This window comes from Haloarchaeobius sp. FL176 (assembly GCF_024609245.1).
In the GTDB taxonomy this organism is placed as follows: Archaea; Halobacteriota; Halobacteria; order Halobacteriales; family Natrialbaceae; genus Haloarchaeobius.
Window position 1 is genome coordinate 45,412 of record NZ_JANJYH010000007.1, and the last position, 19,638, is coordinate 65,049.

The 19,638-nt window shown below is 65.3% G+C and carries 20 protein-coding genes and 1 tRNA gene; 13 read left to right on the forward strand and 8 right to left on the reverse strand.

Annotation, left to right across the window (positions count from 1 at the left end):
- Positions 1 to 47 precede the first annotated feature (47 nt).
- A complete protein-coding gene (gene aroA / locus NO978_RS13745; protein WP_257300165.1) occupies positions 48 to 1,334 on the reverse strand; it encodes a 3-phosphoshikimate 1-carboxyvinyltransferase in 1,287 nt (428 codons plus the stop codon).
- Between the two features lie 95 nt (positions 1,335 to 1,429).
- On the opposite strand from aroA, the gene NO978_RS13750 reads away from it, so the two are divergent.
- The 8 genes from NO978_RS13750 to NO978_RS13785 all read left to right on the forward strand — a co-directional run bounded on the left by NO978_RS13750 (position 1,430) and on the right by NO978_RS13785 (position 8,290).
- Positions 1,430 to 1,852 (forward strand): hypothetical protein, encoded by a 423-nt coding sequence (locus tag NO978_RS13750; protein ID WP_257300166.1) that lies wholly within the window; start codon positions 1,430 to 1,432, stop codon positions 1,850 to 1,852.
- 75 nt (positions 1,853 to 1,927) lie between these two features.
- On the forward strand, positions 1,928 to 3,109 hold the full coding sequence (locus NO978_RS13755) for a Xaa-Pro peptidase family protein (protein WP_257300167.1): 1,182 nt from the start codon (positions 1,928 to 1,930) through the stop codon (positions 3,107 to 3,109).
- A gap of 209 nt (positions 3,110 to 3,318) precedes the next feature.
- Positions 3,319 to 4,077: a prephenate dehydrogenase/arogenate dehydrogenase family protein gene (locus NO978_RS13760; protein WP_257300168.1), complete on the forward strand. Its 759-nt coding sequence runs from the start codon at positions 3,319 to 3,321 to the stop codon at positions 4,075 to 4,077.
- Between the two features lie 2 nt (positions 4,078 to 4,079).
- Positions 4,080 to 5,543 (forward strand): small ribosomal subunit Rsm22 family protein, encoded by a 1,464-nt coding sequence (locus NO978_RS13765; protein ID WP_257300169.1) that lies wholly within the window; start codon positions 4,080 to 4,082, stop codon positions 5,541 to 5,543.
- 98 nt (positions 5,544 to 5,641) lie between these two features.
- Positions 5,642 to 5,905: an Htur_1727 family rSAM-partnered candidate RiPP gene (locus tag NO978_RS13770; RefSeq protein WP_257300170.1), complete on the forward strand. Its 264-nt coding sequence runs from the start codon at positions 5,642 to 5,644 to the stop codon at positions 5,903 to 5,905.
- 10 nt (positions 5,906 to 5,915) lie between these two features.
- The gene (locus NO978_RS13775) at positions 5,916 to 7,130 is read left to right on the forward strand and encodes a TIGR04347 family pseudo-SAM/SPASM protein (RefSeq protein WP_257300171.1); all 1,215 of its coding nucleotides are present in this window, start codon (positions 5,916 to 5,918) and stop codon (positions 7,128 to 7,130) included.
- 80 nt (positions 7,131 to 7,210) lie between these two features.
- A complete protein-coding gene (gene surE / locus NO978_RS13780; protein WP_257300172.1) occupies positions 7,211 to 8,008 on the forward strand; it encodes a 5'/3'-nucleotidase SurE in 798 nt (265 codons plus the stop codon).
- 51 nt (positions 8,009 to 8,059) lie between these two features.
- Positions 8,060 to 8,290 carry a SelT/SelW/SelH family protein gene (locus NO978_RS13785; RefSeq protein ID WP_257300173.1) on the forward strand — a complete coding sequence of 77 codons (231 nt, stop codon included), beginning with the start codon at positions 8,060 to 8,062 and terminating at the stop codon, positions 8,288 to 8,290.
- Here NO978_RS13785 and NO978_RS13790 read toward each other — a convergent pair whose 3' ends face one another.
- From NO978_RS13790 to NO978_RS13805, 4 genes are all read right to left on the reverse strand, one after another.
- Positions 8,291 to 8,611 (reverse strand): hypothetical protein, encoded by a 321-nt coding sequence (locus NO978_RS13790; RefSeq protein WP_257300174.1) that lies wholly within the window; start codon positions 8,609 to 8,611, stop codon positions 8,291 to 8,293. It lies immediately after the preceding gene.
- Between the two features lie 610 nt (positions 8,612 to 9,221).
- Positions 9,222 to 12,746 (reverse strand): PKD domain-containing protein, encoded by a 3,525-nt coding sequence (locus NO978_RS13795; RefSeq protein ID WP_257300175.1) that lies wholly within the window; start codon positions 12,744 to 12,746, stop codon positions 9,222 to 9,224.
- Between the two features lie 109 nt (positions 12,747 to 12,855).
- Positions 12,856 to 13,617, reverse strand: coding sequence for a PHP domain-containing protein (locus NO978_RS13800; RefSeq protein ID WP_257300176.1), 762 nt, complete (start codon positions 13,615 to 13,617; stop codon positions 12,856 to 12,858).
- 165 nt (positions 13,618 to 13,782) lie between these two features.
- Positions 13,783 to 13,854 (reverse strand) — tRNA-Ala (locus NO978_RS13805).
- Positions 13,855 to 14,113: 259 nt separating this feature from the next.
- On the opposite strand from NO978_RS13805, the gene NO978_RS13810 reads away from it, so the two are divergent.
- From NO978_RS13810 to NO978_RS13825, 4 genes are read left to right on the forward strand one after another with little or no spacing between them, the layout of a single operon-like run.
- Complete coding sequence (locus NO978_RS13810) at positions 14,114 to 14,578, forward strand: 30S ribosomal protein S15 (RefSeq protein ID WP_257300177.1); 465 nt, start codon at positions 14,114 to 14,116, stop codon at positions 14,576 to 14,578.
- Positions 14,579 to 14,582: 4 nt separating this feature from the next.
- Entirely contained in the window at positions 14,583 to 15,749 is a 1,167-nt protein-coding gene (locus NO978_RS13815) for an exonuclease RecJ (RefSeq protein ID WP_257300178.1), read from the forward strand.
- On the forward strand, positions 15,746 to 15,982 hold the full coding sequence (locus NO978_RS13820; RefSeq protein ID WP_257300179.1) for a KEOPS complex subunit Pcc1: 237 nt from the start codon (positions 15,746 to 15,748) through the stop codon (positions 15,980 to 15,982). Before NO978_RS13815 ends, NO978_RS13820 begins: the two co-directional genes overlap by 4 nt.
- Positions 15,979 to 16,632, forward strand: a complete 654-nt coding sequence (locus NO978_RS13825; protein WP_257300180.1) for a 30S ribosomal protein S3ae — start codon at positions 15,979 to 15,981, stop codon at positions 16,630 to 16,632. Before NO978_RS13820 ends, NO978_RS13825 begins: the two co-directional genes overlap by 4 nt.
- Before the next feature lie 12 nt (positions 16,633 to 16,644).
- Here the strand turns inward: NO978_RS13825 and NO978_RS13830 are convergent, their stop codons facing one another.
- The 3 genes from NO978_RS13830 to NO978_RS13840 form a co-directional block, all read right to left on the reverse strand.
- Entirely contained in the window at positions 16,645 to 17,076 is a 432-nt protein-coding gene (locus NO978_RS13830; protein WP_257300181.1) for a plastocyanin/azurin family copper-binding protein, read from the reverse strand.
- A 72-nt stretch (positions 17,077 to 17,148) separates the two neighbouring features.
- Entirely contained in the window at positions 17,149 to 18,183 is a 1,035-nt protein-coding gene (meaB, locus tag NO978_RS13835; RefSeq protein ID WP_257300182.1) for a methylmalonyl Co-A mutase-associated GTPase MeaB, read from the reverse strand.
- A complete protein-coding gene (locus tag NO978_RS13840) occupies positions 18,180 to 18,596 on the reverse strand; it encodes a cobalamin B12-binding domain-containing protein (protein WP_257300183.1) in 417 nt (138 codons plus the stop codon). The genes meaB and NO978_RS13840 overlap by 4 nt, the downstream gene beginning before the upstream one ends.
- Positions 18,597 to 18,754: 158 nt before the next feature.
- Between NO978_RS13840 and NO978_RS13845 the strand changes: the two genes are divergently transcribed.
- Entirely contained in the window at positions 18,755 to 19,357 is a 603-nt protein-coding gene (locus NO978_RS13845; RefSeq protein WP_257300184.1) for a DUF420 domain-containing protein, read from the forward strand.
- Positions 19,358 to 19,638 lie beyond the last annotated feature (281 nt).

Genomic DNA, 19,638 nt, shown 5'->3' on the forward strand with positions numbered 1-19,638 from the left:
ACCTCGGCAAACGAACGTCCGATAAAAAGAGTCCCGGGTCGTGTGGGTCAGCGGCGCACGGTCGCTCCGAGGCTGGCGAGGACGTCGAAGAAGCCCGGGAAGGAGACGTCGACGTGCTCGCCACCCGCTACCGTCGTCTCGCCCTCTGCGACGAGACCGGCCACCGACAGTGCCATGACGATGCGGTGGTCCTTGCGTCCGTCGACGGCTGCACCCACGAGCTCGCTGTCGTCGCCGTGGACGACGAGTTCGTCCTCGTGTTCGGTGACGCTCGCGCCGAGCTTCGTGAGCTCTTCCGCCATCGCGCTCACGCGGTCCGTCTCCTTGTAGCGGACGTGCTCGACGTTTTCGATGCGCGTCTCGCCGTCGGCGACGGCCCCGAGCGCGGCGATGGTGGGCAGGAGGTCCGGCGTGTCGCCCACGTCGACGGTGGTCCCCGAGAGGGGCGACTGCGAGACGTAGATGGTGCCTGCCTCACGGTCCCAGTCGACCGTCGCGCCCATACCCTCGACGATATCGACGATGGCCGTGTCGCCCTGTGCACTTGGAACCGCACCCTCGAGTGTGAGTCCGTCGGGGGCCGCGATGGCCCCGGCCGCGAGCAGGTACGAGAGCGAGGAGAGGTCCCCGGGGACCGCGTACTCGCCGCCCGCGTCGTACCGCTGACCGCCCTCGACCACGAACCCGGTCTCCGTTCGCTCGGCCTCGACGCCGAACGCGTCGAGCACGTCGAGCGTGATGTCGACGTACGGGGCGGACTTCAGTTCGGTCTCGAGGTCGACCCGGATTCCATCGTCGGTGTTCGCTCCGGCCATGAGCAGGGCGGTGACGTACTGCGAGGAGACGTCGCCGGGGATGGCGACGGTGCCACCGTCGATGGGGCCGGTGACGACGAGCGGAGCCTGACCGTTCCCGCGCGTGCTCTCGGCCCGTCCGCCGAGGTCGCCGATGGCGTCGAGCAGTGGGCCCTGTGGCCGGGAGCGAAGCGACTCGTCCCCGGTGAGCACGGTCGTCCCGTCCACCAGGCCGGCAGCGGCTGTGACGAGTCGCATCGTCGTCCCGCTGTTCGCACAGTCGACGACGTCAGCGGGTACCCCCGGGGACCCGTCGAAGCCTTCGACTTCCAGCCGGCTCTCGTCCGCAGCTATCTCGACCGACCCTCCGAACGCCTCGACCGCGCGAGCCGTCGCCCGCGTGTCGGCGCTGAGTAGCGGCTCCGCCACGACGGACCCCTCGGCGTAGCCTGCGGCGAGGATGGCCCGGTGCGTGTAGCTCTTCGAGGGCGGTGCCCGCGTGGTCCCGTCGACCGTCGAAGGCGAGATGGAGACGTCCATACCCGGTCGTGGGCCGGTCGTGGTATGAGCGTACCGACAGCGGTGAGATTACCGTCGGCGAACTACTCAAGTTCGACGCCACCCAGTGTGCGAACGTGAGTGAGGACGACGATCCGACGGTGATCCGCTCCCTCGCGATTCACGCGAGCGACGTACTCGCCGCGCTGGAGGCATACGAGCAGGGGACCGAGACGGTGCTCCGGGTCACACCGCCGTTCAACGGGCGGATGCGCGCCCGGCTCCACCGTATCGGTTCGGACGGGACCACCGAGGCCCGCGACGAGGAGACCGGTGCGTTCCACCTCCCCCCGCACCGGTTGGTCGACGACGACGCGCCACCCTATCCGCGGGCGGTCGACACGGAACCAGAGGGAGAGTACGACGTCGATACGCACCACGAGCGGCACGTGGCGGCGGTCGAGGAGTGGCGGGAACGTGTCACGACACATCTCGTGGACGATGTTGTGCTGCCGGCGCCCGAGGGGAACCACCGGGTCGACGTGGCGGTGCTCGGGTAGGCTGGACGATGGACGTTCCGTCCGTCGGGTTCTCCAACCGGACTGTTTTTACTCGCCGCGTGGGAGTGTCGCGGTATGGACCCGGACCTCTCAGCGCTCGACGAATTCCTCGACGAGCACGACCTCGACGGTTACGCGTTCTACGACGACGAGTCGAACTCGGACTGCTACTACCTGACCGGCTTCGGCGCGCCCGACCCGTTCTTCGCGGTCTACACACCAGACGAGACCGCGGCGCTCGTCTCGTCGCTGGAGTACGGCCGGGCGAAGAAGGAGGGTCGGCTCGATCGGGTCGCACGGCTCACGGACTACGGGCTCCAGGAGAAGCGACGCGAGCACAGCGCGGAGAAGGCGACCGAACTCGTACAGGCGGAGTTCCTCGCGGACCTCGGCTGTGACTCGGTTGCCGTCGGTCGCGACTTCCCCGTCGGGGTGGCGGACGGGCTCCGGAACCGGGACGTCGCCGTGGTACCGGACGACGAGGGCATCGTCGGCGACATCCGCGCGGTGAAGACCGACGAGGAGGTCGACAACGTCCGGACGGCCCAGCGCGCGAACGAGGCCGCGATGGCCCGGGCCGAGGAGCTCATCGCCGAGTCGACCGTCGACGAGGACGGCGTGCTCCTCCGGCCCGACGGCGAGGTGCTCACCTGCGAGTTCGTCAGACAGGAGATCGAGATCAGCCTGCTCCGGCACGACTGCGCGCTCGACGAGACCATCGTCGCCTGCGGCGAGGATGCTGCCGACCCGCACGACCGTGGCAGCGGTCCCATCCACGCGAACGAGTTCGTCATCGTCGACATCTTCCCGAAGGACAAGGCGAGCAAGTACCACTCGGACATGACCCGGACGTTCCTCAAAGGTGAGCCGTCCGAGACCCAGCGGGAGTGGTACGAGGTGACCGACGAGGCCCGACAGGCAGCGCTCGACGCCGTCGAGGCGGGAGCGACCGGCGACGCGGTGAACCAGGCGGTCATCGACGTCTATCAGGACGCCGGCTACCCGACCATCTTCACCGACCCCGGCACCGAGACCGGCTTCATCCACTCGACCGGCCACGGCGTCGGGCTCGACGTCCACGAGGGGCCGTCGATCTCCCGTGACGGCGAGGAGCTGCAGGCTGGCCACATCATCACCATCGAACCCGGGCTGTACGACCCCGCGGTGGGTGGCGTCCGCATCGAGGACATCGTCGTGGTCACCGAGGACGGCTACGAGAACCTCGTCGACTACCCGGTCGAACTCGTCGTCGACTAGCCTGGCGACCCCGGATAAACAGTTTTAAAACCTCGCTTGGGGAAATCTGGACCATGAACCTCTCCGCCATGAGCCCCGACGGCGCGTTCAACTGGCTGATGATAACCATCGGTCTGCTCGTCGTGCTGACCATCGGCCTGTTCTACTACGCGGGCTTCTTCTGAGGCCGACCGAACCCCTTTTGCCCGCCGGTTCGCTACCCGGTAGCGATGCGAACACTCGTCGTCGGGGCCGGCTCGATGGGCCGCTGGCTAGCCGACGCACTCGACGGGACGGTCGCCTTCGCCGACACGGACCCTGCTGCCGCGCGTGCGGCGGCGGCAGCCGTCGGCGGCACGACCACCGCACTCGACGACACCGACACCTACGACGTGGTCTGTCTCGCCGTGCCGATGCCAGTCGTGGCCGAGGTAATCGCCGCCCAGGCCGTCCGCGCCGAACACGCGCTGGTCGACATCACCGGTGAGATGGCGGCCCCGCTAGCTGCGATGCGGGAACACGGCGCGGCGCTGGAACGGATGAGCCTCCATCCGCTGTTCGCGCCGTCGAACGCGCCGGGGCGAATCGCTGTCGTCACCGACGAACCCGGGCCGCGAGTCGACGCCGTCCGTTCTGCACTCGCCGATGCGGGCAACGACATCTTCGAGACGACCGCCGACGAACACGACGAGGCGATGGAGACCGTCCAGGCGAGCGCCCACGCAGCGGTGCTCGCGTACGGGCTCGCCGCAGAGGCCGTCGACGAGCGGTTCCACACGCCCGTCTCGGACGACCTCCAGGCGCTCGTCGAGCAGGTGACCGACGGCGACGCACACGTCTACGCCGACATCCAGTCCCGGTTCGACGGCGCGGGGGCGGTCGCGGCGGCCGCTGACCGACTCGCCGACGCGGACCGGACCGAGTTCGAACGGCTGTACGAACGGCTACAGGAGGACGCGACCGACCAGGACGTTCACGGAGGTGCCTGACGATGGTCGACAGAGCGGCCGTCGTCTCGAACGCGAAGTACCTCCGGAACGTCCGTCCAATCGACCCCGAGGAGATCTGCGAGTACGTCACCAGTCAGCCTCACCCCGCCGTCGTCCGGCAGGTGCTCCGCGAGGAGGCCGTCGCGCTGGGACTCGTCGAGCGCGAAGACGGTACCTTCGTCCCCGTCTCCGACCGGCAGGTCGACACACCCGTCGACGTCGTCGAAGAACTCCCCGACACCTACGCCGACGCGCTCGACGACCTGCTGATGGAGCGCTACGGCTACGAGTGGGCGACCGGCGACTCCGGCGACCAGCTCCGCCGGACCATCAGACGGCTCAAGGACGACTACTACCAGCGACGGGAGGTCGAGTACGACGCGGACGTGGCCCTCGGCTACGCCATCTACCACCTGCCGGACTTCTACGCGGCGGTCCAGTACGTCCTGAACGACCTCGTCTCGAAACGCCTGCTGCCCCGGAACCTCCGCGTCTTCGATGTCGGCGCCGGCGTTGGCGGCCCCGCGCTCGGCCTCCACGACTACCTCCCCGACGACGCGCTCGTGGACTACCACGCGGTCGAACCCAGTGCCGCGACCGAGGTATTCGAGGCACTGCTCGACGAAACGGGGACGAACTTCCACACGACCGTCCACGGGACGACCGCCGAGGCGTTCGCCCCCGAGGGCGAGTACGACATCGTCCTGTTCGCGAACGTCCTCAACGAGCTTGAGGACCCGGAGGCGGTCCTCCGGCGCTACCTCGACCACGTCGCCGCCGACGGCTCGCTCCTCGCGCTCGCCCCCGCCGATCGGAACACCAGCATCGGGCTCCGCGGGCTAGAGCGGGCCGTTGCAGACGGGGTGTCGGCCGACGGCGGAGCCCAGGATGACCGTCCCACGGTGTACTCTCCGACGGTCCGCCTCTGGCCGGACGAGACTCCGACCGACCGCGGCTGGTCGTTCGACGTGCGGCCGGACGTCGCCGTTCCGGAGTTCCAGCGCCGGCTCGACGCCACGCGGAGTGACGACGCAGGCGAGGACAGCGAGCCCGCCGACGGCGAGTTCGTCAACGTCGACGTCCAGTTCTCCTACAGCGTCCTCCGTCACGACGACGAACGCCTCCTCGACGTGACACCGTCTCCGAACATCTACGCGAAGATGGCCGACATGGACGCCCACGTGTCGAACCGCATCGACCTCCTTGCGGCGAAGCTCTCCCACGACCTCTCGCCGGACGACCGCAGTTCCAACCCGCTGTTCAAGATCAGTGACGGCTCGGAGGACGACGACAACTACGCGGTCCTCGTGCGCGAAACGGCCGGGAACGCCGACCTCCCGACCGCCGACTACGGCGACCTCCTCGCGTTCGACGGCGTGCTCGCCCTCTGGAACGACGACGAGGACGCCTACAACCTCGTCGTCGACGAGGAGACCGTCGTCGACCGGATTCCGAAACCGGTCTGAGGCTGTCGGGCCACCGCCCCACCCGAACACGTCCACCCCATTCCCACGGGCTGAAAATCTGCGAGGCTGGCTTTTAAGCCGACTTCCAAGCGCCGGGTATGCCAGTGGAGGACCGACAACGCGTCAGCGACGCACCGAGAGCGACCGACGGCTCGGAGTGGGAGGTGTTCGTCCGGGAGACCAGCACCGACCCGATGCGACACGTCGGGAGCGTCACGGCGGAAACCTGGGACATCGCCTACGAGCAGGCGGCCACGCTGTTCTCGTTCACCGCCGAGGACCTCTGGCTCTGCCCTGCCGACGCGGTGCACCGCTTCACCCCCTCGACGCTGGACGAAGCCGCGACCGCCGCGGGCGACTGACCACCGAACCATGATATCAGTCTCGAAGCTCCTGTGCGGGCTCGACGCCGAAGGCGACGGCCTCCGGTACGACGCCGCCAACGAATCGGACAAGGAACAGATCTCCGAGAAGAAACAGCGTCGGCCGGTCGTCGTCTGGAACACGACGCGCGGGTGCAACCTCTACTGCGAGCACTGCTACGCGAGTGCCTGCGACAGCGGGGCCGACGGCGAGTTCTCGACCCGGGAAGGGAAACGACTGCTCGACGACCTCGCGGACTACGGTGTGCCCGTCGTCCTGTTCTCCGGTGGCGAACCCCTCGTCAGGTCCGACCTCGTCGACCTCGTCGACTACGCCGCCGACGTGGGGCTCCGGCCCGTCCTCTCGACGAACGGGACGCTCATCACCGCGGAACGCGCCCAGCAGCTCGCCGACGCAGGGCTCGCCTACGCGGGCATCTCCGTCGACGGGATGGCCGAGACGAACGACCACTTCCGCGGGCAGGACGGCGCGTTCGACGCCGCGGTTCGAGGCATCGAACACTGCCTCGACGCCGGGCTGAAGACCGGCCTCCGGTACACCATCACGCAACACAACCGCGACGACCTGCGCGACATCGTCGACCTGCTGGCCGACACCGGGCTCGACCGCTTCTGCTTCTACCACCTCGCCTACGGCGGCCGAGGCGCAGACATCTCTGACACCGATCTCTCGACGGCGGAACGGCGCGAGGCGGTCCGCGAGGTCTGTGACCTCACCCGAGCCTATCACGAGGACGGCCACGAAATAGAGACGCTCCTCGTCGGGAACTACGCCGACGCCGGCTACATCACGGAGTACGCCCGCCGCGAGATGAGCGAGGAACGCGCCCGGACTGTTCGACGGTATCTGGAGACCAACGGCGGTGACCCCGCCGGCGAGCGCGTCGCAGACATCGACTACCAGGGCAACGTCCACCTCAACCAGTTCTGGCAGTCCTACAGCCTCGGCAACGTTCGCGACCGCTCCTTCGGCGCCATCTGGGAGGACGACTCGAACCCACTCGTGAACGCGCTCCGGTCCCGCGACGACAGACTCCAGGGACGCTGCACCGACTGCCAGTACGCCGACATCTGCAAGGGTGGCTCGCCGCTCCGGTCGCTCGCGATCCACGACGACCCCTTCGCACCCGACCCGCAGTGCTACCTCACGCCGGACGAACGGGCGCCCGATACCGGCGGGCTACAGCCGACGAACGCCGACTGACCGACGGCCAGCGCCGCCCACACCGCCCTCGTGGTTCCCCGAACGGTGGCCTTTTGCCCACCCACTCCGAGCCACCTCGCATGGACGACGACCTCGACATCCTCCTCACCAACGACGACGGAATCGAGAGTCCGGGGTTCAGAGCCCTCTACGACTCGCTCTCGGAACTCGGCGACGTCACTGCCGTCGCGCCCGCGACCGACCAGAGCGCCGTCGGTCGTGCCATCTCGAGCCACGTCGATATCACCGAGCACGAACTCGGCTACGCCATCGAAGGCACCCCTACGGACTGCGTCGTCGCCGGACTCCAGGCCATCTGCACCGACCCAGACCTGGTCGTCTCCGGCTGCAACAAGGGCGCGAACCTCGGTCACTACGTTCTCGGCCGCTCCGGCACCGTCAGCGCCGCCGTCGAAGCCGCCTTCTTCGACGTTCCCGCCATCGCAGCCTCCCTGTACGTCCCCGTGGACCCGGACGAAGACCGCGAGTGGACCGACGTCGACGTCTCCGAATCGAACTACGCCGAGGCGACGCGCGCCACCACCTACCTCGTGGAGCACGCCCTCGGTGCCGGTGTGTTCGACAACGCCGACTACCTCAACCTCAACGCACCCGTCCCCGACTACTGCACCGGTGACATCGAGATCACGCGCCCGTCGCACATGTACGACATGGACGCGACGGTCGACAACGGCATCGTCTCGCTCCACGACCGCGTCTGGGAACGCATGGCCGCAGGGGAAATCCCCGACCCGGAGGGCACCGACCGCCACGCCGTCGCCGACGGACACATCAGCGTCTCCCCACTCACCGCACCACACACCACCGAACACCACGATGCACTCGACGCGCTCGCGGAGACCTACGGCTCCGACTGAGTTCTCCCACGCACCCCGTTGCTTTTCCACAGGCGGTTCGAAGCGTCACCCATGACCGACATCGAGATCGAGTACTGCGTCCCGTGTGGCTTCCTCAACCGCGCCGAAGACGTCCAGCACGTCCTCCTCTCGAGCTTCGGCGACCAGCTCGACAGCGTCACACTCCGCACGGGCGACCACGGTATCTTCACCGTCAGCGTCGACGGCCAGACCGTCTTCGACAAGAATGAAGACGAGTACGACGTCGACGAGATCGCACGGCTCGTCCGGAAACAGCTCTGACTACCGACGCCGCGAGAGCACCGACACCACGAGCAGGATTCCGACCAGCAGCACACCCGCAACCGCTGCGACCGGCTTCAGCCGCTCACGCCAGATCTCGTCGTTCTTCGACTTCACCGTCGCGTTCTGATACTGGTACTCCTCGACGTCCCGGTTCGCGTAGTCGATCTGGATCGGCTCGAACTCCCGGTCCCACACCGCCGTCTCGCCGTCGACCGTCCCCTCGAACTCGACCTGATCCGATATTCGGGACTCGTTGTGGACCCAGCCCGTGTACAGCCTGACCTCGCCGGCGACAATCATCTCGGGCTCTTCGTTCAACGGGATGAGGACTGTCCGTCGGGTCTCCTCGATTGGGACTCGACCACTGTGTCCCCCGGAATTGGTTTCGAGTGTCGTGACTCGAATGTCTGTGAGGTACTGAACGTTGGCTTCGTTTCTGACTGTGATTCTGAGTGCTGTCGTCTCTTCTCCGTCAAGGGTTGCTCTCGTAACTTCGACGTTCTCGATCTCAGGAAGTGGAACGCCATTTGAAGAGTTTAGAACTAATTCAAACCCATATGTAGTCAAGTCTCCTACAGTCCCTACTGTGAGTTGATGGCGGTCTCGAGTGGCTGCTATGGAGTTTGATAAGTTATACGAAGTATTTCGATATTCTTGCGCAGACAGATTTAGTTCCCCATTCCTGACAGTTGTTCTATCGATCCTAACGTCGAGCCAAGAACTGACAGATTCGTCATTTGGGTTATGAGCAGAGATATTTAGTACCAGATCCTCCAGATTCAAATCGATTGTATAGATGACTCCCTTTTCTGATTCGATGACACGGTCTGTGGAAGGCCCACTACTAGCAGATGAGACAGGGCCTGCTGAAACTAAAAACCCGAGTTGCACAGTTAGGGACAGGACTGTGAGAATCATTATCGTCCTTTTAATTTTCACAGGTTTCACCTTTTGAGCAGTTTGTTTTCTGACCCCTCATATATTCAATTATGTATTGAGTATCTACAGGCCCCTCATGTCTGACTTCTTCACGAAAGGTTCTCACGGTCATTACTTCAGTATCTCCAGTAACAGGGTTAAATTTTCTCTCCTTTACCTCGCCAGTTACGATCGCTATCGTTTCGATTACGTTCGACCGCTCCTCGTATTCGGAGACAACCTCAGTGGTCTCACCATGCTTTGCGACCACCCACGATTGGATTTTGTTAACCTCACCGACCCTAATTTCGTCTTGCCTAGCAAGCCGCCGTGCAATCACCAGATTCTCCGTGTTCCGATACGCTTGCCACTCCACGACCGTCTCCGACTGGCTGCGAATTGCGAAGAACCTCTCTCTGGTGGTTCGTTCCTGTGTTTCAATGGCAAATTGGTACTGCTGTATCTGCTGTGGCCCTTGGACCACCACCTCCTTTGTATGACCCGTAGGAATGTCACTGCCCGAGTGGGGATGCGTGCTCCAGTACGTTGACCGGTCCCACCAAGTTACCTCTCGGGTTCGCGTTACCTCCCGGTACTGGGTAACGGTTTCAGTGACGGTTTCGGTAACCGTCCCCTCGTAACACCCAACGATATGGTTACACCGAGTCCTTGTGCGTTCGACGGTTCGCTCAACCGTTCTTTGGAATGGCTTGCGAACCATTTCAGTGACGGTTCGGGTCCGATGGACCTGTGTCTGGTACTCGCGAAGGGTTCGGGTCTGCGCCGGAATCGTATGTTGTCTGGTCTCTCCGGTAAGGACTCCGCTTCCCGATTGGGAATCCCGCCATACGTACTCAGTCTGCTGCTTTACAACCGCTTGAGCCCTTGAACCTGCAGCATGTGTGTTTGAGTTGTTGCGGAGATACGCCGCTCGGTCTTGTCGAGACCCAAACGAGATTCGTTCGGTCTGGGTCACTTCACGTTCAGTTTTCTGCTCCAGCATTACTCCAGTTGTGCGATCGTTCTGCTCAACTGTCTCGTACCCATTTCTGAGATACACCTGTAACTCTTCAAGGTTCGAAACAGTGGCCTGCAGGGTGCCGTTCTCTCTGGTCACCCGATAGACCAAAGTCTCGACACTCACGTTCTCACGGAACTGTTGTGTCGTAGTTTGATTGTTCACTTCGACAGTGGGAAGTGTCACGTTGTCTCGAATCCGTCCAGGATTCTCCTCGTTGTAAAGTGAGACCGTCGGTTGCAAAGTTTCCTCCGAGAGCGCAGCAGCCTGTACCTCGATAATGGCACGCTGGAACTCTTGACGCTGTTCTGAGCCACTAGCCCCGGTATCATAACCTTGTGAAACTCGTTCGTCTTCTACCACACTGATGTATCTCGAATTCGAGCCGTACGATAGTCCCACACCGTAGCTATCCAAGGTCTTCGCGAAGGCCCAATCATCCGACTGTACTTCGAACCTGACCGTCTCTGTGGCGTTGAATGGGCCTTCGTCTAGTTGTTTCACCGATTCAATCTGGGGTGTGAAGAATTGCAGGAAACAACACCGACGAGCGCTGAACCCACCATTCTGGTCCTCCACTTCCAACCCTCCGAGTTCCCTCGACCTAAACTTCCCAACTTTAGGAGACTCTCCAGCTAATTCTACACTACCAGTCCAGTAATAGTCCAGTATGGTGTGGTCAGGATCAAACGAACGCGATGCATCAACGACGAATCCCCAGTTTTTAGTCTGGGGTTCTGTTCCGGCCGTCCGGGTGGTCACCACCAGAATGGGATCGCTCCGTTCTACTGTGAATTCCGAATCTCCTTGTATTAACCCAGTTTGGCTGGATTGTATATCGTATGACACGCGATATTCATCTGGGCTAGCAGCAGACCAATAGGAGTGGATTAAAAGAACATTGCCATTATCGCGTTGGATTATTTCCCTGGTTTGAACGTCCGGATGAAGTCTATCAGTACCCGGACTGAAGTCATACTCTGATTGAATAGATTCAGGATTATTCCCATTCAACCTTACTTCAACCACGTGATGCGCCGTGTACCGCTCGGGATCGAGTCGTTCGTGGTACGAATCCACGGGTGTATTCACGAAGCCCGCTCTCACGACCTCGATCTCGTTGGACGATGTGACCTCGCGCCGCAGCGTCACAGTCTGTCCACGGCCGTCGGTCGCCCGAACGACGACCTCGTGGGTCGAGTTCGGCTCGATGCCGGTACGTTCGAACTCCGACTCGACGCGGGACCCGAGCGTCGGCCGGCTCCCGGCACGGCTGGCGTGGCGTTCGTAGACGGTTCGGCCGTCGACCTCGACGACGACATCGACGAGGTTGCCGTAGTCGTCGCCGGCGGTGAACGTTCCGCTGATGCTGCCGGCGGCAGCGAGGTCGGAGAGCGCGAGCGACGGCTGTGGGTCGGCGACGACACGAGTTCGGTCGTTCGGGAAGGTCACGACGTCACTCGAACCGTCGGTGTAGTCCACGATGGCGAACAGCCGGTGGTCACCGGGCGCCCAGTCGAGACTGGTCGAGTCGCCGGCGTCGAACCGTCCGTCGCCACGGAACCAGACGACGCGCTGGAGCGCGGTCGCCGGTGGGGCGTCGTCGATCCGGTACGATGCCCGGAGCGGTTGCGAGCCGGTAACCACCTGTGGACCACGGACTGCAGGCTCGTACTGGTCGGCGAGGGTGGTGGCGTCTCCAGTGCCGTTTTCGGGGCCGCCAGGGGCCCCGGGTCCGCCCGGATTACTCGGCTCGCTGGGATTCCCGGGACCGCTCGGGTTACTCGGACCGCCCGGGTTTCCGGGACCGGGGAGCACTGGTAGGCTGCCGTTCGGCGTGGTTCCGTTCGGTGTAGTGCCGTTCCCCGGCGCTGAGACGCCGGTGACCGAGACTGGTCGCGTGTCCGAATCACTGCGGTTGGAGGCGTCGAACACGCGTGCTGAAACGGTATAGGCGCCGGGGCTGGGGAAGGTCCCCTCCAGAGTCGCGTTCTCGGCTGCGCCGTCGAGGTCACTCGTAGCGACGACGGTGCCGTCGACGCGCCACTCGATGCGGTCGAGTTCGGTACTCCCCGCCTGAGCGTCGGCGACGAATTCAGCTCCAGCGCCGGTCGTGGTGGTCGGTGGCCCGGAGAGCGAGACCGTCGGTCCGGTGCCGGTCGTCACCTCGACGAACATCGAGTCCGAGGTGCTGGCGCCGTCGTCGTCGGTGACGGTCAGTCGGACCTCGTACGTACCGGTTTCGTTCGGTTCGAAGGTGGTACGCGGGCACGTCGAACAGTCGGGCACCAACTCCGAGCCATCCGGGTGGGTGATCGTCCACTCGAAGTCGGTGACGGTTCCGTCCGGGTCGCGTGACCCGCGTCCATCGAGGAGTACGGTTCGACCGCGGGGGACGCGCTGGTCCAGTCCGGCCTCCGTAAGCGGCGCTTCGTTTGGCGCCGAGAGGGAGGGTGTCGGTCCGTCGTTCGCGGCGGCGACCGCACCGGGGAGGACGGCCTGTGTCAGGAGGAGCACGGCGACAGCATAAATTCTCATGCAATCTGTATAAAATTTAGCTGCGATGGGTTATAAACCCTAGCAACAGCTGCCAGGGTTCGCCAGTAACGTGAGAATGCGATCGTACTCAGTTTTCCGCCATGAACTCGGCGACTGCGCGGGGCCGCGGTCGAACGTACGGGAGACGAGACGTGAGCAGGTATGCGACTTTCCGGGTCGCACCGACGCCGTACTGGATGGCGCTCCGGTGGACGGGCGTCCGCATGCCGTGAACACGTGTTCGGCCCGCACGGAGGGCGTCGACGACTTGGTCGATGGCGACATCACCGACCCGTTCGACGGGGTCCTCCAGGTCCACGACAGTCACCGCACGGCCGACGTTCATGAGGTGGTGGGCGTCGCTCCCGCCGACCTCCGCGTAGCCGCGTGCTCGGGCGAACCGTCTCGCGCGACGGTTCTGGTAGCCCGTGAACAGCATCGAGTTGTAGGTCTCGATGGCGTCGCAGTCCGTGACGTTGCGCTTCCGGACGCCGTGGCGGGTCCGCTGGAACGGGTGTGGAACGACGGCCGCACCACCGAACTCACGGATTCGGTGGACAGTTTCGTCGAAGGGTTTCCCCGCTGGCGGGCGTTCCTCGACGCCGACAGCGAGGAGGTGCCCGTGTTCGGTGGACACCTCGACACCAGGGATACCGGTCAGCCCGAACTCCGGAGCGAGTTTCGCGGCCTCGCGTGACGCCTCGATACGGTCGTGGTCCGTGATGACCACACCGTCGAGACCGATGTCGGCAGCGTGTTCGAGCACGAGCTCTATCGGCTCGTGGCCGTCGTAGGACGCATCGCTGTGAACGTGGATGTCGAGTGCGATGCGGTCCGTGGTCCCGCGCATACTTCGAATGGCGTGGCGTGGCGGAGTATACTTTTCGCCTACCTGTCGAATCTGCCCGTGATGCTGGTGGACATACTCGTTGGCCCGCCGGTGCGTTCCAGTCGTCGTTCGGCCGCTGTATGCGACGATGCCGGTAGCTCGTCGTGTATCGTCGAGAAAAGGTAGTGGACTCGCCGGGATTTGAACCCGGGGCCTCTCCCATGCCAAGGGAGTGATCTACCACTGATCTACGAGCCCTCGAACGCAGTCAAACGTACACCGCGAGGTATTGATAAACCCCTCGAATCTCCGTCGGGGAGTGGGGGTCACACGCGGACGCGAGTAGCAATCCTTTTACTCGCGACGCCGAAACGACTTTTCGGGAACAGCACGGCCGCAAATCTGACTCGCCATCGACTTCGATGGCTTGGGATTGCGGAGGTGCTCCCGGTCGCCAGTGCCGACAGACTGGCGACTGGATTCGTCTCGCGCGGTCTGTTGTTCCTATCCTCAGACTATGGCACGAATGCATACCCGCCGTCGCGGGCAGTCCGGTTCGGACAAACCCGTGACGGACGAGCCGCCGGAGTGGAGCGACGTCGACGCCGAGGATATCGAATCCCGCGTCGTCGAACTGGCAGAACAGGGCTACGAGCCGTCCCAGATCGGTATGAAGCTGCGTGACGAGGGCGTCACCGGCACACCGATTCCGGACGTGAAGCTGGCCACGGGCAAGAAGCTCACCGAGATTCTCGACGAGCACGACGCTGGCTCGGAGCTGCCCGAGGACCTGTACAACCTGATGGAGCGAGCCGTGCGCCTCCGCGAGCATATGGAGGAGCACCCGCTCGACCACCAGAACAAGCGCGCCCTGCAGAACACCGAGTCGAAGGTCCGTCGCCTGGTCTCCTACTACCGTGGCGACGAGCTCGACGAGGACTTCAAGTACTCCTACGACGTAGCCGTCGAACTCCTCGAGTAACTGAATGTCGCACACGGGTCGCACAGCGGACGGGGACGCAGGGTCGGCGAGCGACGTCGCCGCCGCCCTCGCAGGCGCCCCGTTCGTCCACGTCGTGGCACGCGCCGACGGCGACAGCCTCGCAGCGGCGGGGCTGGTCGCACGGGCGCTGGCCGACGACGGGACGCCGTTCCAGGTGAGCGTCGGACGGACCGTCGCCGAGCGCACTGGGCGCGCGGGGACGGGCGACGACCGCGACGGGCGCACGCTCGTCGTCGGCGAGTCCGATGCCGACGCCGTCCACCTCGACCCGTCCGACGAGCCGGCGAGCGTGGCGGCCTGGCGACTGGCGAACGAGCTCGGCGGCGCACCCGATGCAGTGCTGGCACTGGCTGGCGCTGTCGCGGCGGGCGCGACGCCGGGCGCGGGCGCGACGGAGCGGCTGGTCGATGCCGCGGAGACGACGGGCCGCGTGGTCCGTCGTCCCGGTGTCGCCCTGCCGACCGACGACCCGACGGACGTGGCCCACTCGACGTGGCTGCACGGGCCGTTCTCGGCGGGCGTCGACGCGGCGTCGGCGCTCACCGATGCGGCCGGCGACCTCGGCGGCGACGCCGACGAGTCGGCCAGGCGTCAGTTCGCGTCGCTGGCAGCGGTCGAGACCGTCACGGACGACGGCGCGACCGACCGTGCCGGCCTCGCAGTCGAGCGGGGGCTCAGGCCGTACGCGACGCCCGATTCCCCGACCGCGTCGGTCGCCGGGCTCGCCGACCTGCTCTCGTGTACGGCCGCGACCGCACCCGGGACCGGCGTCGCGCTGGCGCTCGGGCACGACGTGGCCGATGCGGCCATCGAGGCGTGGCGGGAGACAGCCGCACGCGCCCACGAGGCGCTGGCGACGGCGACGACGGGCCGGTACGACGGCCTGTTCGTCGCTCGCGTCGACGACGACGCGCCCGCGCCGGTGGTCGCGCGACTGCTCCGGGACTTCCGGTCGCCGGAGCCGGTCGCCCTGGCGCTCGCCGACGACGCCGCGGCCGCAGCAGCGGTCGAGGACCGGGGCATCGGCGGTGCGATGGCCCGGACGGTCACGCGCACCGGCGGCAGCTACGACGGCACCGCCACGACGGGCTACGCGACCTACGCGTGCGAGACGAAGGAGTTCATCCACGCGTTCAGGGAGGTACTATGAGACGAGCGACGGTCCGGACGGAGCACGCAGACCCGCAGCTGATCGCGGCAGCGCTCCGCCCGGACAACACCGACGAGATGCAGACGACGGTCGAGGGGGACGCGGTGGTCACGCACATCGAGCGCGAGACGACCGGCGGCCTCCAGTCGACCGTCGACGACTACGTCGTGAACGTCGACGTCGCGGACAGAGTGGTACAGCACGCAGACCGACACAGCAAATCTAAACCATGAGCGAACGATCCGTTTCCCGCAAGAAACAAGAGAAGCGGTGGTACACCGTGCACGCCCCGGAGCAGTTCGACCGGGCCGAACTCGGTGACACACCCGCAGACGAACCGGAGAAGGTGCTCGACCGCACCATCGAAACCACGCTGGGCGACCTGAACGGCAACGCCAGCGAGAACAACACCAAGCTGAAGTTCAAGATCACGGACGTCGGCTCCGACGCCGCGTACACGGAGTTCGTGAAGCACGAGCTCACCCGTGACTACCTGCGCAGCCTGGTCCGCCGCGGCGCGTCGAAGATCGACGCCTACGTGACCGTGCTGACGACGGACGACTACCGCGTCCAGATCCAGCCCGTCGCGTTCACCACGAAGAAGGCCGACCACAGCCAGGAGCGCGCCATCCGCGAGACGATGGTCGACATCGTCGAGGAGGCCGCAGCGGAGCGTACGTTCGAGGAGCTCATCGACTCTGTCGTCGAGGGGCGTCTCTCGTCCGCCATCTACGGCGAGGCGAAGACCATCTACCCGCTGCGCCGCGTCGAGATCAAGAAGTCGACCCTCGAGGCCCGTCCCGAGGAAGTCGCCGCAGAGGAAGAGGCCGCAGTCGACGTCGACGAGGATGACGTCGACGTCGAGGACGACGACGAAGCGTAAGCGGTCGACGGACTACTCCGTCACGACGATTTTTCCGGTCATGCCGCCGCGTTCGTGAGGGATACAGACGTAGGCGTGCTCGCCGGGCACCTCGAACGTGTGTTCGAACGTCTCGCCGACGGGGATAGCGCCCCCGCGGCTGTTGAACCAGGCGTTGCGAGCGGCGTCTTCGTCGTCGAACTTGCCCGAGGCGAAGTAGGCAGCGTCCTCGGGGATACCCCCCTCGTAGGCGGTGACGGTGTGAGCCTTGCTGGAGGTGTTCTTCCAGACGACGCTCTCGCCGACGGCGACCTCGAACTCGCCCGGGCGGAAAGCGTTCGCCGACATGCCGATGTTACAGGCCTCGCCGCAGTTCGTTCGGGAGTTCGAGGAGAGCGCGAGACAGCCCGAGAGCCCGACTGCGGTGGCGGTGCCGACCGACGCGAGGAGTGTCCGGCGGTCCATAGCGGCGGCTAGGGAAGAGCCGGACATAGGCGTCACGGTTCGTCCAGCGAGGTGAGAACGGGCGGCGACCGGCTACTGTTCTTCGATGCAGTCGCGGATGGGTCCCATCACGTCGTCCGCGATGGTGTACGGGTCGGTGTCGCCGGCCATCACGCCGTCGACGAACGTGCCGACGCCACCCTGGTCGTCGAGTTCGTCCTCGACCAGCCCCGCCGCGTCGTCCCGCAGGAGGGTCCGGATCTCCTCGGCGACGCGCTGGCGGCGGCGGCGCGTGAGTTCGCCGGACGCCTCGAGGAACGTCCGGTGCTCGGTGAACGTCTCGACGAGGTCGACGACGCCCTCCCCATCGGTGGCGACGGTCTCCACGATGGGTGGCTTCCACGGGTCGGTGTCGGTCGGCATGTCGAGGTCCATCTCGACCTCGTCGAAGCCGTGGTGCCCGGCGTCCACCGTCGTCGAGCCCTGACCGAGGTGGACCATCTCGGTCAGCTCCTGGACCGTCCTGTCCGCGCCGTCCATGTCTGCCTTGTTGACGACGAAGATGTCCGCGATCTCGAGGATACCGGCCTTGAGCATCTGGACGTTGTCGCCCGCGCCGGGCGGGACGAGGACGGTGACGGTGTCGGCCGCGCCGACGATGTCGATCTCGTTCTGGCCCGCGCCGACGGTCTCGATGATGACCTTGTCCTTGCCGAAGGCGTCCATCGCCTTGACCGCATCTGCGGTCGCGGTCGAGAGCCCACCGAGGTTGCCGCGGGCGGACATCGACCGGAAGAACACGTCCATGTCGCCGACGTTCGACGCCATCCGGATGCGGTCGCCGAGCACCGCGCCCCCGGTGTATGGCGACGAGGGGTCGATGGCGACGACGCCGACGGTCTCGCCCTGCTCACGGTAGTGCTCGGCGAGCTTGTCGACCAGCGTGGACTTGCCCGCGCCGGGGCTCCCCGTGATGCCGATGACCTCTGCGTTGCCAGTGTGCTCGTAGAGCCCGGAGACGAGCTCGCGGTAGCCGGGGTCGCGGTTCTCGATCTTCGTGATGACCCGAGCCAGCGCGCGGTGTTTCCCCGCGAGCAGGTCGTCGAGCAGTCCCGCCGACTCGCTCATCGTTCGGGCGCGTTCTCGCGGACGTACTCGACCGTCTCCTCCATCGGGGTGCCGGGACCGAACACCTCGGCGACGCCCAGCTCCTTCAGCTCGGCCTTGTCGTCGTCGGGGATGACTCCGCCGACGAGGATGAGCGTGTCGTCGAACGCGTCGTACTCTTTCAGCCCCTCGACAATCTTCGGGACGAGCGTGTTGTGGGCACCCGAGAGGATGGAGATGCCCAGTACGTTCACGTCCTCCTGGACCGCCGCCTGGACGATCTCGTCGGGGGCCTTGTGCAGTCCGGAGTAGATGACCTCGAAGCCGGCGTCACGGAACGCCCGTGCGATGACGTGTGCGCCACGGTCGTGGCCGTCCAGCCCGACCTTGGCCACGAGACACCGAATCGACCGCTGCGACTGGTCGGTACTCATACGTCCACCTTCCGGTCGCCCGCGTTTTACTTTAACGGAACCGACGACGCCCTCGCCGCCCGTTCTTCAACTATGGCTGTAATAATTCAATGACGGTGGCATTCCCGCCGTCCGTCGGAAGCGCAAGGACGATGACACCCCACTCCTAAGCCCCGACAATGGCCACCTCAGACGTACGCGGGACGGTCCGGGAGAACGTACTGACCACGACAGTCGTCCTCTCCGCTCTCGGCTACGCGCTCGTCCTCGGCACGTTCGCCGGGCTCTTTCCCATCTATCCGGAGCTCGGCAGGGAAACGACGGACCTGCTCTCGCACGCTATCGCGGTCGTCAACACGGTCGCGACGATATCGCTCGCGCTCGGCTGGTACTGGATCCGCAACGGCGAGGTCAAAAAGCACCGGGCCGCGATGGCGACATCGTTCAGCCTCATCCTCGTGTTCCTGGTGCTCTACCTCACGAAGGTCGGCGGCGGCGGCGAGAAGGCGATGGTCGGCGCGCCCGACCTCGTCTACGGGGCGTACCTCATCATGCTCGCCATCCACATCGTACTCTCCGTGGTGTCCGTGCCGGTGGTGCTGTACGCGCTGCTGCTCGGGCTGACGCACTCGCCCGGTGAGCTCCGGGACACTGCCCACAAGCGCGTCGGCCGCATCGCCGCCGGCTCGTGGATCCTCTCGCTCACGCTCGGCGTCGTCACCTACCTCATGCTGAACCACGTCTACAGCGCCGAGATGCGGCTCGTGAGCCTCCTCGTCTGAGGATCGCCAGCTTTCCGTCGGAGCGGTGAGTGTAGCTCCGTCGATGGCGCAGGTGAAGCACCGCCATCAACCGTCTCACCGGGGCCATCATGCTCCCCGTCGCCCTCTACTACCTGCTCGCCGTGTTCGACGTGGCCGGCATCGCACCGCTCGTCGAGCCGTACTTCGAGACCGTCTTCGGCGCGTTCTGAGCCGGGAGACGGACCGGGGCGCCGCCGGCAGTCGGTGCCCGGTTGGAGACGGCGAGAGCGGGTGGCGAAGCTACTGCGCCCACCGGTGAC

Coding starts and splice junctions, on each gene's coding strand:
- aroA (WP_257300165.1), bottom strand. CDS start 1,334: ATGGACGTCTCCATCTCGCCTTCGACGGTCGACGGGACCACGCGGGCA.
- NO978_RS13755 (WP_257300167.1), top strand. CDS start 1,928: ATGGACCCGGACCTCTCAGCGCTCGACGAATTCCTCGACGAGCACGAC.
- NO978_RS13760 (WP_257300168.1), top strand. CDS start 3,319: ATGCGAACACTCGTCGTCGGGGCCGGCTCGATGGGCCGCTGGCTAGCC.
- NO978_RS13765 (WP_257300169.1), top strand. CDS start 4,080: ATGGTCGACAGAGCGGCCGTCGTCTCGAACGCGAAGTACCTCCGGAAC.
- NO978_RS13770 (WP_257300170.1), top strand. CDS start 5,642: ATGCCAGTGGAGGACCGACAACGCGTCAGCGACGCACCGAGAGCGACC.
- NO978_RS13775 (WP_257300171.1), top strand. CDS start 5,916: ATGATATCAGTCTCGAAGCTCCTGTGCGGGCTCGACGCCGAAGGCGAC.
- surE (WP_257300172.1), top strand. CDS start 7,211: ATGGACGACGACCTCGACATCCTCCTCACCAACGACGACGGAATCGAG.
- NO978_RS13785 (WP_257300173.1), top strand. CDS start 8,060: ATGACCGACATCGAGATCGAGTACTGCGTCCCGTGTGGCTTCCTCAAC.
- NO978_RS13800 (WP_257300176.1), bottom strand. CDS start 13,617: ATGCGCGGGACCACGGACCGCATCGCACTCGACATCCACGTTCACAGC.
- NO978_RS13810 (WP_257300177.1), top strand. CDS start 14,114: ATGGCACGAATGCATACCCGCCGTCGCGGGCAGTCCGGTTCGGACAAA.
- NO978_RS13815 (WP_257300178.1), top strand. CDS start 14,583: ATGTCGCACACGGGTCGCACAGCGGACGGGGACGCAGGGTCGGCGAGC.
- NO978_RS13820 (WP_257300179.1), top strand. CDS start 15,746: ATGAGACGAGCGACGGTCCGGACGGAGCACGCAGACCCGCAGCTGATC.
- NO978_RS13825 (WP_257300180.1), top strand. CDS start 15,979: ATGAGCGAACGATCCGTTTCCCGCAAGAAACAAGAGAAGCGGTGGTAC.
- NO978_RS13830 (WP_257300181.1), bottom strand. CDS start 17,076: ATGGACCGCCGGACACTCCTCGCGTCGGTCGGCACCGCCACCGCAGTC.
- meaB (WP_257300182.1), bottom strand. CDS start 18,183: ATGAGCGAGTCGGCGGGACTGCTCGACGACCTGCTCGCGGGGAAACAC.
- NO978_RS13840 (WP_257300183.1), bottom strand. CDS start 18,596: ATGAGTACCGACCAGTCGCAGCGGTCGATTCGGTGTCTCGTGGCCAAG.
- NO978_RS13845 (WP_257300184.1), top strand. CDS start 18,755: ATGGCCACCTCAGACGTACGCGGGACGGTCCGGGAGAACGTACTGACC.